Source organism: Streptomyces sp. NPDC029041, from assembly GCF_040637515.1.
Taxonomy (GTDB): domain Bacteria; phylum Actinomycetota; class Actinomycetes; order Streptomycetales; family Streptomycetaceae; genus Streptomyces.
On record NZ_JBEZWO010000019.1, the window covers coordinates 34088 to 46329 of the forward strand.

The 12242-nt window shown below is 71.7% G+C and carries 15 protein-coding genes; 5 read left to right on the forward strand and 10 right to left on the reverse strand.

The genetic code is table 11. The features are described from left to right. Window positions 1-5 precede the first annotated feature (5 nt). Window positions 6-1307, reverse strand: coding sequence for a streptophobe family protein (locus AB0F04_RS34175; protein ID WP_362049113.1), 1302 nt, complete (start codon window positions 1305-1307; stop codon window positions 6-8). Between the two features lie 179 nt (window positions 1308-1486). Between AB0F04_RS34175 and AB0F04_RS34180 the strand changes: the two genes are divergently transcribed. Beyond that, complete coding sequence (locus AB0F04_RS34180) at window positions 1487-2659, forward strand: DUF6777 domain-containing protein (RefSeq protein ID WP_362049116.1); 1173 nt, start codon at window positions 1487-1489, stop codon at window positions 2657-2659. A gap of 10 nt (window positions 2660-2669) precedes the next feature. Here the strand turns inward: AB0F04_RS34180 and AB0F04_RS34185 are convergent, their stop codons facing one another. The 3 genes from AB0F04_RS34185 to AB0F04_RS34195 are packed head-to-tail and all read right to left on the reverse strand — an operon-like array spanning window position 2670 to window position 3804. Continuing rightward, window positions 2670-3086 (reverse strand): PRC-barrel domain-containing protein, encoded by a 417-nt coding sequence (locus AB0F04_RS34185; protein WP_362049119.1) that lies wholly within the window; start codon window positions 3084-3086, stop codon window positions 2670-2672. Further along, window positions 3083-3667, reverse strand: a complete 585-nt coding sequence (locus tag AB0F04_RS34190; RefSeq protein ID WP_362049122.1) for a PRC-barrel domain-containing protein — start codon at window positions 3665-3667, stop codon at window positions 3083-3085. The genes AB0F04_RS34185 and AB0F04_RS34190 overlap by 4 nt, the downstream gene beginning before the upstream one ends. Beyond that, entirely contained in the window at window positions 3664-3804 is a 141-nt protein-coding gene (locus AB0F04_RS34195) for a hypothetical protein (protein ID WP_362049126.1), read from the reverse strand. The genes AB0F04_RS34190 and AB0F04_RS34195 overlap by 4 nt, the downstream gene beginning before the upstream one ends. Window positions 3805-3992: 188 nt before the next feature. On the opposite strand from AB0F04_RS34195, the gene AB0F04_RS34200 reads away from it, so the two are divergent. Next, window positions 3993-4457 (forward strand): ATP-binding protein, encoded by a 465-nt coding sequence (locus AB0F04_RS34200; RefSeq protein ID WP_053668054.1) that lies wholly within the window; start codon window positions 3993-3995, stop codon window positions 4455-4457. A 182-nt stretch (window positions 4458-4639) separates the two neighbouring features. On the opposite strand, the gene AB0F04_RS34205 is transcribed toward AB0F04_RS34200, so the two are convergent. After that, window positions 4640-5527 carry an RNA polymerase sigma factor SigF gene (locus AB0F04_RS34205; RefSeq protein WP_362049129.1) on the reverse strand — a complete coding sequence of 296 codons (888 nt, stop codon included), beginning with the start codon at window positions 5525-5527 and terminating at the stop codon, window positions 4640-4642. 237 nt (window positions 5528-5764) lie between these two features. Here AB0F04_RS34205 and AB0F04_RS34210 point away from each other — a divergent pair, with 237 nt between their 5' ends. Beyond that, window positions 5765-6178 (forward strand): helix-turn-helix transcriptional regulator, encoded by a 414-nt coding sequence (locus AB0F04_RS34210; RefSeq protein WP_362049132.1) that lies wholly within the window; start codon window positions 5765-5767, stop codon window positions 6176-6178. Window positions 6179-6200: 22 nt separating this feature from the next. On the opposite strand, the gene AB0F04_RS34215 is transcribed toward AB0F04_RS34210, so the two are convergent. The 3 genes from AB0F04_RS34215 to AB0F04_RS34225 form a co-directional block, all read right to left on the reverse strand. Continuing rightward, window positions 6201-6803 carry an ATP-dependent Clp protease proteolytic subunit gene (locus AB0F04_RS34215; protein WP_351642187.1) on the reverse strand — a complete coding sequence of 201 codons (603 nt, stop codon included), beginning with the start codon at window positions 6801-6803 and terminating at the stop codon, window positions 6201-6203. Further along, window positions 6803-7444, reverse strand: a complete 642-nt coding sequence (locus AB0F04_RS34220; RefSeq protein WP_362049134.1) for an ATP-dependent Clp protease proteolytic subunit — start codon at window positions 7442-7444, stop codon at window positions 6803-6805. Before AB0F04_RS34220 ends, AB0F04_RS34215 begins: the two co-directional genes overlap by 1 nt. Before the next feature lie 136 nt (window positions 7445-7580). Further along, complete coding sequence (locus tag AB0F04_RS34225) at window positions 7581-8786, reverse strand: epoxide hydrolase family protein (RefSeq protein WP_362049136.1); 1206 nt, start codon at window positions 8784-8786, stop codon at window positions 7581-7583. Between the two features lie 122 nt (window positions 8787-8908). Here AB0F04_RS34225 and AB0F04_RS34230 point away from each other — a divergent pair, with 122 nt between their 5' ends. Next, window positions 8909-9391 (forward strand): VOC family protein, encoded by a 483-nt coding sequence (locus AB0F04_RS34230; protein ID WP_362049139.1) that lies wholly within the window; start codon window positions 8909-8911, stop codon window positions 9389-9391. A 50-nt stretch (window positions 9392-9441) separates the two neighbouring features. On the opposite strand, the gene AB0F04_RS34235 is transcribed toward AB0F04_RS34230, so the two are convergent. Continuing rightward, window positions 9442-10332 (reverse strand): aminoglycoside phosphotransferase family protein, encoded by an 891-nt coding sequence (locus AB0F04_RS34235; RefSeq protein WP_362049142.1) that lies wholly within the window; start codon window positions 10330-10332, stop codon window positions 9442-9444. A 17-nt stretch (window positions 10333-10349) separates the two neighbouring features. After that, a complete protein-coding gene (locus AB0F04_RS34240) occupies window positions 10350-11249 on the reverse strand; it encodes an SGNH/GDSL hydrolase family protein (protein WP_362049145.1) in 900 nt (299 codons plus the stop codon). A gap of 164 nt (window positions 11250-11413) precedes the next feature. Here AB0F04_RS34240 and AB0F04_RS34245 point away from each other — a divergent pair, with 164 nt between their 5' ends. Then, entirely contained in the window at window positions 11414-12211 is a 798-nt protein-coding gene (locus AB0F04_RS34245) for a VOC family protein (RefSeq protein ID WP_362049147.1), read from the forward strand. Window positions 12212-12242: the final 31 nt, after the last annotated feature.

The window sequence follows — 12242 nt, forward strand, 5'->3', positions numbered from 1 at the left end:
CTGCGTCAGCTTCCGCGGCCGGTGCGCACCTCGCCCCGCCGCCGTACGCGACGTGCCAGCAGCGCCCCGGCGAATCCGGCCGCCAGTCCCCACGGGACGGCCAGGCCCACGGCGCCCCACAGCTTGGGTCTCAGGAACAGTTCACCCCCCAGACCGCCGCCCAGATCACCGATGCCCAGCACGGACAGACCGAAGTGAGCGGAGATCCGCCCCACGAGGCAGATCATGAACACCGTGAGCATCAGGGCGAGTGCCATGTGCACCGCGTGCTGCCAGGCGCGCACCCGGGCCGGCGACCGGGCCGCCATCACGAACCCGGCGGCCAGCAACAGCACGACGTCGACGACCAGCAGCCACCACACCCGGCCGTCGTGCTCGGCGAGAGTCCGCAGATTCAGCTCGGAGACGTCCGGAGTGCGCAGCACCTCGTCGAGGACATGCGGCATGGGCAGGCCGAACGGTCCCTCCACCCTGCCGTTCCAGGTGGCGCCGAGCCCGATCGTCAGCGCGAGCCACACCAGATTGGGGATGCCCAGCAAAATCACCGCGAACGTCTCCCGCGCGTGCCCCTTGGTCGCCGCGACGACCAGGGCTACGATCACGCCGATCACGACGCAGACCAGCAGCAGCGCGACCATCGCGTACGCGGCAGGCCGCACCGACGTCTGAAAACGCAGCAGCCCCGCGGGCAACGGTGCTCCGCGTGACACCAGCAGCGCCACCACCAGCACACCGGCCAGCCACACCACGCCGACGAACACGGACAGCGGGACATCGGTGGTGAAGCCGACCTCGGGCGACGCGCCGAACAGGTCGCCGAGTTCGGCGAGCGTGTCATCGTCCCCGAGGGGGATGTCGAAGGTGTGACGGGCCGCGAGAGTCAGGCCGATCAGCGCGATCAGCCACAGGGCCGCCACCCGGCCGGCCCATCCGGCCAGCTCCGCCGCGCCGGCGACCGCGCGATGCCGCAGCGGCCGCAGGAACCCCCAGGCGAGCACCAGTGCCCCGGTGAGCGTGACCGACAGCGGAATCACCGTCAGGCCGACCTGGGTCGAGGCGAGGTCGCCCGCGCTTCCGGTGAGCTTCACGGTGCCGCCGACCGCGGTGACCACGGTGGCCGCGACGACGGGGCCGAAGGACCCGTCCGGAAGGTCACCGGCCCCGGCCGCCCACAGTCCCAGGACGGCCACCACCGCCATGGCGAGCAGCCCGGCGAGCACCGTGACGAGGGCATGCGCCCAGCCGTGGCGGGACCCGGCCCGCTCGCCGGAGGTATGTGCCTGGCCGGAGGGGGTGCGCGAACTCACGCTGCCACGCTAAGCAGCCCCCGTGCACGGCGCCCGCCGGAGAGGTCCGTCCGCGTCGGCTTGCGGGGCGCACGGGACCGGGGCACACAATGAACTCGTAGTGGAAAAAGCGGTATACACCGGTGCTAATCATCTTCGGTGTGTGAAGGCCACAGAGAACCCACGCGGGAGAAGAGCTCGTGAGCGTCGATCCACCGTCGTCCGGCCGCCCCACAGGACCTCCCTCGGGCCCGCTGTCGGGCCCCTCCCAGCCGCCCTCCGGCGGCGGCCCGCCGTCGGAGCCGCCCAGCGGAGGCGGCCGGGAGCCGGAACCCCGTCGCCCTTGGTGGGGCTCCGTACCCCGGGTCGCGATCATCGCGACCGCCGTGGTGGCCGCCGTGGTCCTGGCCGTGGTGCTCTCCCGGCCGGACAACGGTGGTACCGGTGCGTCCGACGGCGGCACCAGCACGGCCACGGGTGAGGTCTTCCTCCAGCCCGCGGCCGACACGGGGCCGGACGCGTTCACCGAGTCGACGGCCCGGGAGGACAGCTCCGCCTCACCGGTCACGCCCTCGGGGGCCAGCGAGTCGGCCCCGCAGAACGCCGTGCGGGGTGTGAGCGGCGACGCGCCCGGTCTGTACGGCGGCACCCGCAACGTCGCCAGCTGTGACGTGGAGAAGCAGATCGCGTACTTCGAGGACGCCCCGGACAAACAGCGCGCGTTCGCCTCGGTCGTCCGGGTCCAGCCGTCCGACGTCCCCTCCTACCTGCGCTCGCTCACCCCCGTGCAACTGCGCATGGACACCCGCGTCACCAACCACGGCTACAAGAACGGCGCCGCCACCCGCTATCAGGCCGTCCTCCAGGCCGGCACGGCCGTCCTCGTCGACGACCGCGGCGTGCCCCGGGTGCGCTGCGCGTGCGGCAACCCGCTGTCACCGCCGGTCGCCCAGCAGAGCGCGCCGAAGACGACCGGCGCCCCGTGGCCCGGGTACAAGGCGTCGAACGTCGTCGCGGTGGCGCCCGCGCCGGAGCCGGTCGACGTCTTCGTGATGTGCGAGCCCGACGGTGAGTGGTTCGAGCGTCATGCGGGTGACACGGGCAAGAAGGACCACAAGACGAAAAAGCCCGGCAAGCCGTCCCCGTCGGCGAGCATCACCACGCCGACGGCACCGACCGACTCGACGTCGTCGAAGCCGCCCACGAGTGAACCGCCCACCTCGGACACGGACACGTCGGGGCCGACGACGGAAGAGCCGCCGACGTCCGACACCCAGCCGTCGCCGCCCGACAGCGACACCGGCAGCGACACGGGGAGCGACACCGGGAGCGACACCGGCGGTGGCACGACGGACCAGGCCCCCGCCTCCTGATCCGGCCGGCTCAGGAGGCGCGGACCACCAGGGCGTAGTCACCGAGTCCGAGCAGCCGGTCGCCCGGCAGATCGCCGTGGGCGGTGACGACCGCCTCGACACGGCCCGTCTCCGGTTCGAACGCGACGTCCTGGACCGTGCCCAGCGTGTCCCCCGTCTCGGTGAGGATCCTCAGGCCCGGCAGCTCGTGGTGCGTCGGCACCTCGGCCGGTTCGGCGGTCGTGCGGACCAGTACCGCGTCCGGGCCGATGGCGTGCAGGGCACCCCAGGCCAGCACGGTGTCCTTGCGGGAGTGCCGGCCTCGCACCCGGACGTGCGTGACCACGCCGGACACGGCGTCGACCGTCAGCGACCTCAGCGCACCGACCTCCTCGGCCTCGGCCAGTGTCAGCACCGGCAGGCCGCGCGCCTCGGAGAACAGCATCATGGCGCCGACCCCTCCCGCCCGGCCTGGAAGGCCCCGACCCGGGCGACGAACGCCGGCAGGTCGTCGGCGACGTAGCGGGTGGCGTCCGCCGGAATGACCAGGGCACGGCCCGAGACGGCGAGTGTCTCGCCGCGCGGCACGTAGACCCGGTGCCGTCGGCGTCGGGAGCCCCGCACCAGCGCCTTCGCCGCGGCGATCCGGAAACCCACGACCCGGCCGCTGGTGCCGCCCTCGACGATCACGTCGAGCACCGTGCCCACCTCGGCGCCCTCGTCGGTCAGCACCTTCGCGTGCAGCACCCGGCCCTGCTGGGCTTCGCGACGGGCCACCACGACGGAGGTGTCCTGCAGCGCGAGGGCGTCGCGGACCATGACCGCGTGTGGACCGAGGGCGTGCACCGCCGGCCACGGCAGGCTCTGCTTCAGTGGCCCGCTCAGCAGGCCGCGCCCGCTCAGCGTGAAACCCGTGATCCGACCGGCGGCGGCGTCGAACACCGTGTCCTTGACCTGTGCGACGGCGTCGCCGCCCAGGGTGACCACCGGGAGGGTCGTCAGACTGCGCGCCGCCAGCAGCTCGTTCATCGCAGGCCCTTCCCGCCGGGCCGGCGGCGGACCGCGATGACGGTCCCCGACCGGCGCCCCGCCTGCACGGCGAGCGTCACCGCCGTGACGGCGGCGAGCGCCGCGACCACCACGACCAGCCATGTCCACCAGGCCACCGCGCACCTCCGGCGATCCGGCCCGGCCGCCCTCGGCCGGTCCTGATTCCTTCCGGGTGCCCCGCACAGGGGGGGACAATGCCCGCGTCAGGGAATGGGGGAGAATCTGTCAGGACTGTGAAGCCGGGGCCGGGGTACGAGCACTGGTGCAGAGCGTCCGGCCAGTCCGGCTTCCCGGAGAGAGAAGAATGATCGACCACCTGGACGGGGCAGTGATACCGACTGGTTTCGACGTGCCCGTGGAACCGCTGAGGCGGGCGGCACACTACACCGGCGAGCAGGGATGCATCGCCGAGGCGCGGTCCTTCGCCGCGCTCTTCCTCGACCAGCTCAGGACCGAGTGGTGCGCCCGTATCGACGAGCGGGTCGACGGTGCCGTACTGCTGGTGGTGAGCGAACTGATCACCAACGCCGACCGGCACAGCAACGGGCCGTACATCCTGGAGCTCGTCGGCACCGATGCCGCGGTGACGGTGTCGGTCTACGACAGCAGCTCCGCACTGCCCCGCGTCTTCCCCCGCAACCCCGAGCGCATCGGCCGGCACGGTCTGGAGATCGTCCAGGCACTCGCGGAGCAGGTCAGCGTGGAACGGGTGCCGGTAGGCAAGCGGGTGCGCGCCGTTCTGCCGCTCTCGGGCGCAACCGGCGCATGAGCCGTCCGGGTGAACGCGTCACCCGGACGGAACGAATCGTCTCTCGCCCCATCGGCGGAGCCCCCACTGCCGACATCTCATGACGAGCGGCGAAACCTCATCGAGAACCCGGTCCGGACAACGCTCGCGGGTGCCGCCCCACTCCCGCATGGGGGGCGGCACCCGCTGGTCGGGCGACTCTGTCAGGCGCAGCCCAGCTCGCCCAGCATGCCCTCGCGCAGTCGTGTGATGATCCGCTTGATCAGCCGGGATACGTGCATCTGCGAGCAGCCGAGCTTCTCGCCGATCTCCGCCTGGGTGGCCTCCTCCACGAACCGCATGTGGATGATCTGCCGGTCGCGCTCGCTCAGCTCCGCCATGAGCGGGGCGAGCGAGTGGAAGTCCTCGACGAGTCGCAGCCCGTCCTCCTCCACACCGATGAAGTCGGCCAGGACCGCCTCGCCACCCTCCGGGCCGTCCCCGGTCAGTGCGGCGTCCAGCGACGACGAGTTGTACCCGTTCGCCGCGATCTGCCCCTCCATGACCTCACGCTCGGAGATGTTCATCAGCGTGGCCAGCTCGGCGACCGTCGGCTCTCGGTCCAGTCGGCTGGCGAGCTCCTCACGGGCCTTGGCCAGCTCGACACGCAGCTCCTGCAGTCGCCGGGGCACGTGCACCGCCCACGTCGTGTCCCGGAAGAACCGCTTGATCTCGCCGACGATGTACGGCAGGGCGAAGGAGGTGAACTCGACCTCGCGTGAGAGCTCGAACCGGTCGATGGCCTTGATCAGGCCGATCATGCCGGTCTGGACGATGTCCTCCATGTCGTCCCCGCGGCCGCGGAACCGGCCGGCGGCGAAGCGCACGAGTGACATGTTCATCTCGATGAGGGTGTTGCGCGCGTACTGGTACTCGTGCGTTCCCTCTTCGAGTTCCGTCAGGCGCTGGAAGAACTGGCGGGACAGCTGCCTCGCGTCCCGCGGAGCCACGGACCGCGGGTCCACGACTCCTGGCAGTGCTCCGTCACCCGCGCTGGCCTCGGCGTTCTCTTCGACGGCCTGTGCCTTCGACCGGATCACGGCGGTCTCCATTACCTCTCCCACGAACGTCACGGCTGACATCGGCTGACATCTGCATAGGTACTCCCGAGTTGCGGGTACCCGGGTTGACGCGCACCATGCCCTCCGATTTTGCCACGGGCGAAATAGGAAGGAATGTCACCTTCTGTCTCGGCTCTTCGTTCTCCGTCCCGTCGGGCGCGCCGTGATTCCACCCAGGGCGGAACGCCGGGCCCTTCCCCCGACGGCCGGGATTCCTAGGCTGGAGCGGTGAGCAACCACCTGCCGAAAGAAGCCCGAGTCATTCCGCTGCGCCCGCACGGCGCGCGTCCCGCCGGCGCACCCTCGCGCCAGGCGCCGCCGGACCCCGCCGTGAAGGAGCCGCTGTGGCGGGACCTGGTGGGTGACGTCCTGCGCCGCGAGCGCCTCGCGCAGGAGCGCACGCTGAAGGACGTCGCCGACGAGGCGAGGATCTCCATGCCCTACCTCTCGGAGGTGGAGCGGGGCCGCAAGGAGGCCTCGTCGGAGGTCCTCGCGGCCGCCGCCCACGCCCTCGGGCTGAGCCTCGGCGACCTGCTGAGCAGGGCGCGGGGCGAACTGATCCGTCTCACCTCCCACTGCGCGGGCGGCGGCCGCCGCGGCGCGTCCACCCCGTCGCACGACGGAATGTGCCTGGCGGCCTGAGCCGCATCGGCCGGCCGGCGCCTCAGACCCTCGCGAGGCGCCGGCTGAGCACCTCGTCGGCCAGCCCGTAGCCCACCGCCTCCTGCGCGGTGAACACCTTGTCGCGGTCCATGTCGGCCCGCAGCGTCGCCACGTCGTGGTGGGTGTGCCGCGCCAGCACCTCCTCGACCTGGGAGCGGATCCGCACCATCTCCTTGGCCTGCAGCGCCAGATCGGAGACCGTGCCGCGCTGCCCTCCGGCAGCCGGCTGACCGAGCAGCACCCGTGAGTGCTCCAGCACGAACCGCCGCCCCGGGTCTCCGCCGGCCAGCAGCACGGCCGCCGTGGAGGCCGCCTGCCCCACGCAGAACGTGGAGATCGGCGCCTGCACGAACGTCATCGTGTCGTAGATGGCCATGAGCGAGGTGAACGAGCCACCCGGAGAGTTCAGGTAGATCGCGATCTCGCTCTCCGGCGACGACGACTCCAGGTGGAGGAGCTGGGCGATGACCACGTTGGCGACGCCGTCGTCGATCTCGGTGCCGAGGAAGATGATCCGCTCGGACAGCAGCCGGCTGAACACGTCGTAGGACCGCTCGCCCTGAGGGGTGCGCTCGACGACGTTCGGAATCGTGTACGTACCCATCACTGCAGCCCCATCCTGCGCCGGGTGGCCGCCGGGCGGACGTCCGCGAGGGACTCCACGACCCGGTCCACCATGCCGTACTCCCTGGCCTCCTCCGCCGTGAACCAGCGGTCCCGGTCGCCGTCCCGGGAGATGGTCTCCGGGCTCTGACCGGTGTGCTCGGCGGTGATCCGCTCGATCGTCCGCTTGGTGAACTCCAGGTTCTCCGCCTGGATCTCGATGTCGGCGGTGGTGCCGCCGATGCCCGCCGAAGGCTGGTGCATCATGATCCGCGCGTTCGGCAGGGCGTAGCGCTTGCCCGGCGCGCCGACGCTCAGCAGGAACTGGCCCATGCTGGCCGCGAACCCCATGGCCAGAGTGGAGACGTCGTTCGGGATGAGCCGCATCGTGTCGTAGACGGCGAGGCCCGCGTGCACCGCGCCGCCCGGGCTGTTGATGTACAGGCTGATGTCGGTGTGGGCGTCCTCCGCGGACAGGATGAGCAGCTGGGAGCAGACCCGGTTGGCGGAGACCTCGTCGACCTGGGTGCCCAGCAGCACGATGCGCTGCGCGAGCAACTGGGCGGCCAGATGGTCGTCGAAACGGGTCGGAGGGGTGTCGCCCTCCTCCGCCCGCGGGGCGAGCGTCGTGAGTGGAGTCATCGGTTCTCCTCGTGTGCGGCGACGGGCGCCGCTGACGTGTCGGGGATGTGCCGTCGACTCCACTCTTGACCTCGGACGATGTCCGCGAACGGTTTCTCTGCCCTCGGCAGATCCGCTACCGGCGGAGCCCGGAGGCTCAGCCCGTCCCGCGCAATTGGCGGAAGAACGCGCGCACATCACCCACCAGCAGGTCCGGCTGCTCCATCGCGGCGAAGTGCCCGCCGCGGTCGAACTCCGTCCAGCGGACGATGTTCTCCGTGCGCTCCGCCTTGTGCCGCAGCGGAATCTGGGGATCGCCGGCGAAGGAGGCCACCGCGGTCGGCGCTGTCGAGGGCTCCTGCGGGGCGGCGACCCGCTCGCCCCGGGCGTGGGCCCGCTCGTAGTAGACCCGGGCTGAAGAGCCCGCCGTGCCCGTCAGCCAGTACAGCATCACGTTCGTGAGCATCAGGTCCCGGTCGACGGCCTCCTCGGGCAGCTCCTCGGAGTCCGTCCACTCCCGGAACTTTTCGACGATCCACGCGAGTTGGCCCACGGGGGAGTCGGTGAGCGCGTAGGACACGGTCTGCGGCCGGGTGGACTGCACGTGGAAATAGCCCGTGCCGTCGCGGGACCACTGCGCCCACCGCCGCCACGAGGCGAGCGTGCGCTCCCGCTCCGCGGGACTCAGCGCCTGAAGCTCCTCGGCGGCCGGCTCGGTGGCCGCCTGGGCGCCCGGCAGCAGATTGAGGTGGATGCCGGTGACCCGGCCGGGGTGGACGCGGCCCAGTTCGCGGGAGATCGCCGCACCCCAGTCGCCACCCTGCGCGCCGAACCGCTCGTAGCCGAGACGTGTCATCAGCTCGGCCCAGGCGTCGGCGATGCGGCGCGCCTCCCAGCCGGTCTCCCGGGTGGGTCCGGAGAACCCGAAGCCGGGGATGCTCGGCAGCACGACGTGGAAGGCGTCGGCCGGATCCCCGCCGTGGGCGGCCGGGTCCGTCAGCGGCCCGACGACGTCGAGGAACTCCACCATCGACCCCGGCCACCCGTGCGTGACGACCAGCGGGGTCGCATCGGGCTCGGGGGAGCGGACGTGCGCGAAGTGCACCTGCGCGCCGTCGATCTCGGTGAGGAACTGCGGCCACGCGTTCAGCCGTGCCTCCGTGGCCCGCCAGTCGTAGTCGTGCCGCCAGTGGCGCACCAGCTCGCGCAGATAGCCCGACGGGACGCCGTAGGTCCAGCCCACGCCCGGCAGCTCGTCGGGCCACCGGGTGCGGTCGAGGCGATCATGGAGGTCGTCGAGGTCGCTCTGCGGTATGTCGATGCGGAACGGACGGATGCCGCTGCAGGCGGGCGTGGTTGTCATGACCGCGATGTTAGGTCCGGAGGGTGTAGCGGCCACCTTTTTTGCCGGCCGCCCGGCCGATGAGTTCAGGGGCGCGCGCCGGTCGACAGTGGTGACAGCGTTCCACGCACCCGGGAGGACTCATGACCACCGACGGTTTCACCACCTGCCTCTGGTTCGACGGCCAGGCCGAGGAGGCCGCCCACTTCTACGTCTCGGTCTTCAAGAACTCCAGCGTCGGCAAGATCGCCCGCTATCCCGAGGGGGCGCCGCAGCCCGCCGGGAGCGTGATGACCGTCGAGTTCACGGCCAACGGACACCGGTTCCTGGGCCTCAACGGCGGACCCCAGTTCACGTTCAGCGAGGCGGTCTCCTTCATGATCCTCTGCGAGAACCAGGAGGAGATCGACTACTACTGGACCAGGCTCACCGAGAACGGCGGTGAGCCCGGCCCCTGCGGCTGGCTCAAGGACCGGTTCGGCGTGTCCTGGCAGGTCGTCCCGGACCGGCTCGACGAGATGATCACCGACCCGGATCCGGCGAAGGCCGCCCGCGTCACCCAGGCGTTCATGGCGATGAGCAAGTTCGACGTCGCCGCCCTGGACAGGGCGTACGAGGGCGAGTGAGGTGCGCGCACAGGGGCGGAGCCGTCCGGCACCCCGCGCCGGCTCGGCCCCTACGCCGTCTCGGCCGCGATCTCCCCGATCACATACCGGGAGTTCGCGGCGACCGGCGGGTTCGTGTCCCAGTAGTACGGCAGCGCGATGACCGCGATCGACAGGGCCCAGCCCCGGGCCCGGGCCCATTCGGCCTCGCCGGCGCCCACGGCCGCGCGGAACACCCCGCGGGCCGCCGACGGCAGCAGGCACCACGCGCCGATGAGATCGACGGCGGGATCACCGACCCCCACCGTTCCGTAGTCGATCACGGCACTGAGCCGTCCGCCCTCGACCAGCAGGTTCCCGGCCATCAGGTCACCGTGGGCCCAGACCGGCGGCCCGGTGTGCTCCGGAGCGCGCAGGGCCTCTTCCCACACCCTCGTCACCGCGGCGGTGTCGACCCGGTCCGCCAGCTGCGCGAGGGCCTCACGCAGGAAGGCGTCCCGGGAGGCCAGCGGCACCCCTCGGTAGCCCGGAGGGCCCTTCGAGGCGTCGACACGGCGCAGGGCCGTGACATACGCCGCCAGGTCCTCGGCGAGCAGCGCGGGTTCCTCGAGCGCGCCGGGCACCGGGTTGCGGCCGTCCAGCCAGCCGTACACCGACCAGGGCCAGGGGAAGCCGTCCCCGGGCTCGCCCTGCCCGAGGGCTTCGGGCGCGGCGACGGGCAACGCCGGGCCCAGCCGGGGCAGCCAGCGCAGCTCGTGCGTGATCGCCTCCACGGCACGCGGGTGCCGGGGGAGGCGTACGACCTTGTCCGCACCGAGGCGGAACATGGCGTTCTCCGTCCCGGAGGACTCCAGCCGCCACAACGGCAGCCCGGCCCACCGCGGGAACTGTCCGGCGATCAGCCGGCCGACGACCGAGACGTCGATGTCCAGCTCGTCCTCATGCATCCGCACCGCACACATGCCGCCCATTCGAGCGGTCAACGCGCAGCCTGTCGAACGGTTTTCGTGATCTCCCGGGCGATGCGCAGGATCCCGGGGGAGCGGACCGGGCAGGGTCTGGGCCTCGACGTCGTGGGGGCCAGGCAGAAGTGCAGGTAGTCGTCGTCGCGGTGCAGGGCCGTGCGGTCGCGGCCGGGCTGGGTGCACAGGCCGGGGCGGGCGCGCTCGTCGGGGGTGCACGGCAGGTACTGCGTCCAGGCGTAGCGGTCGGTGGCCGGACTCACCGCCTTCCCGGCGTCCGACACGAGGCCGCCCGAGACCGCGGCACGCTTCTCGTAGAGCGCGTTGACGCGCCGGACCCGCTCGGGGGTGATCGGGTCCGGCCCCTGGGAGACCCAGACGATCCGCGGACGGCCGTCGCCGCCGGCCGCGGCGATCTGCTCGGTGAGCCGGCGGGCGTCGGCTTCGTAACGCGTGAAGTACCGGTCGGGGGACTTGCCGTAGGTGATGCCGTCCATGCACGGCGTGTAGCCCCAGGCGTTCCCCCAGAACTGCAGGACCACGACGTCGGGCCGCAGCCTGCGCACCAGTGCGGCGGCCTTGTCGGCGGCCGGTACCAGGGAGCGGTCGGCCGTGCCCTCCAGGTAGTCGCACAGCGTGGTGCCCGAGTACGGGGCACCGGTGTACTTCGCCTTCAGGTCCCGGCGTAACTCCTCGCCCAGGACCTTCTGGGCCTCCATCGCCAGCGAGTCGCCCAGGTACAGGACCGTGGGCGCCCGTTCCGGCGCCGGACCGGGGGCGGCGGGGACGCGCTGGTGGGTGGTGGCCGACGCCCGCGGCGCGGCCGGTGCCGGCTCCTCGGGCGCGGACGCCGGATCCCCGCACCCGCCGAGGAACATCCCGGCCAGCAGTACCCCCACGACCCACGGCTTGCGCATCTGGCAACTCCCGCCCCGGCCACCGAAACGGCACTCAGGCAAGCACAACCGGGCGCCGGGGGGAAGACGTCCGCCGCGGGAAGGCCGGCTCGACGCGCGTGTCCACGCCCGGGTGACTAGCGTGAGGAAACGGACGATTCCACTCATGCGGAGGGGCCGTGGCCATGGCGGTGCAACCTGAAGGGGCCCCTTGCTGGGCCGATGCGATGTTCGGTGATCTCGAAGGGGCCAAGAACTTCTACGGGGGCGTCCTCGGCTGGACCTTCGCCGAGGCGGCGGCGGAGTTCGGCAACTACACGGAGGCCTCGGTGAACGGCAAGCCGGTCGCCGCCGTCGTTCCGCCGATGCCGGGCCAGGAGGGCCTGTCGCAGTGGTGCCTCTACTTCGCGTCCCGGGACGCCGCCGCCACCGCCGCCCGGATCCGTGACCACGGCGGCGAGGTGCTGATGGAACCGATGCGGGTCGCCGACCTCGGCACCATGTGCCTGGCCCGTGATCCCGGTGGTGTCGTCTTCGGCGTCTGGCAGGCCGGCACCCACGAGGGCTTCCAGGCGATGGCCGAGCCCGGCGCCTACACCTGGGCGGAGGTCTTCACCCGTGAGCCGGAGAAGTCCGACGCCTTCTTCCCCGCGGTGTTCTCCTACCGGCAGCGGGACATGGAGGACGGCGAGACGGACTTCCGGGTCTACGACCTGGGCGAGCGCACCGTGCTGGGCCGGATGAAGATGGGTGAGGAGTTCCCGCCGGAGATGCCGCCGTACATCAACGTCTACTTCACCGTCGAGGACTGCGACGAGGCCGTGGCGAAGGCCACCGAGCTGGGCGGCGTGCTGCGGTTCGGCCCCATGACCACCCCGTTCGGCCGCTTCGCGGCCATCAGCGACCCACAGGGCGCGAGCTTCTCGGTGATCGACACCACGAAGACCGAAGGAGCGATGCCGAAGCTGACCGACGTGGACTAGTGCGGCACGGGCACCCGGACCTCCCGGCCGG

Bases quoted from the DNA above. Each gene is read 5' to 3' on its own strand.
- AB0F04_RS34190 (WP_362049122.1), bottom strand. From the start codon at position 3,667: ATGAACGAGCTGCTGGCGGCGCGCAGTCTGACGACCCTCCCGGTGGTC.
- AB0F04_RS34215 (WP_351642187.1), bottom strand. From the start codon at position 6,803: ATGGGTACGTACACGATTCCGAACGTCGTCGAGCGCACCCCTCAGGGC.
- AB0F04_RS34230 (WP_362049139.1), top strand. From the start codon at position 8,909: ATGACCACCGACGGTTTCACCACCTGCCTCTGGTTCGACGGCCAGGCC.
- AB0F04_RS34205 (WP_362049129.1), bottom strand. From the start codon at position 5,527: ATGGAGACCGCCGTGATCCGGTCGAAGGCACAGGCCGTCGAAGAGAAC.
- AB0F04_RS34220 (WP_362049134.1), bottom strand. From the start codon at position 7,444: ATGACTCCACTCACGACGCTCGCCCCGCGGGCGGAGGAGGGCGACACC.
- AB0F04_RS34185 (WP_362049119.1), bottom strand. From the start codon at position 3,086: ATGATGCTGTTCTCCGAGGCGCGCGGCCTGCCGGTGCTGACACTGGCC.
- AB0F04_RS34245 (WP_362049147.1), top strand. From the start codon at position 11,414: ATGGCGGTGCAACCTGAAGGGGCCCCTTGCTGGGCCGATGCGATGTTC.
- AB0F04_RS34240 (WP_362049145.1), bottom strand. From the start codon at position 11,249: ATGCGCAAGCCGTGGGTCGTGGGGGTACTGCTGGCCGGGATGTTCCTC.
- AB0F04_RS34225 (WP_362049136.1), bottom strand. From the start codon at position 8,786: ATGACAACCACGCCCGCCTGCAGCGGCATCCGTCCGTTCCGCATCGAC.
- AB0F04_RS34235 (WP_362049142.1), bottom strand. From the start codon at position 10,332: ATGTGTGCGGTGCGGATGCATGAGGACGAGCTGGACATCGACGTCTCG.
- AB0F04_RS34200 (WP_053668054.1), top strand. From the start codon at position 3,993: ATGATCGACCACCTGGACGGGGCAGTGATACCGACTGGTTTCGACGTG.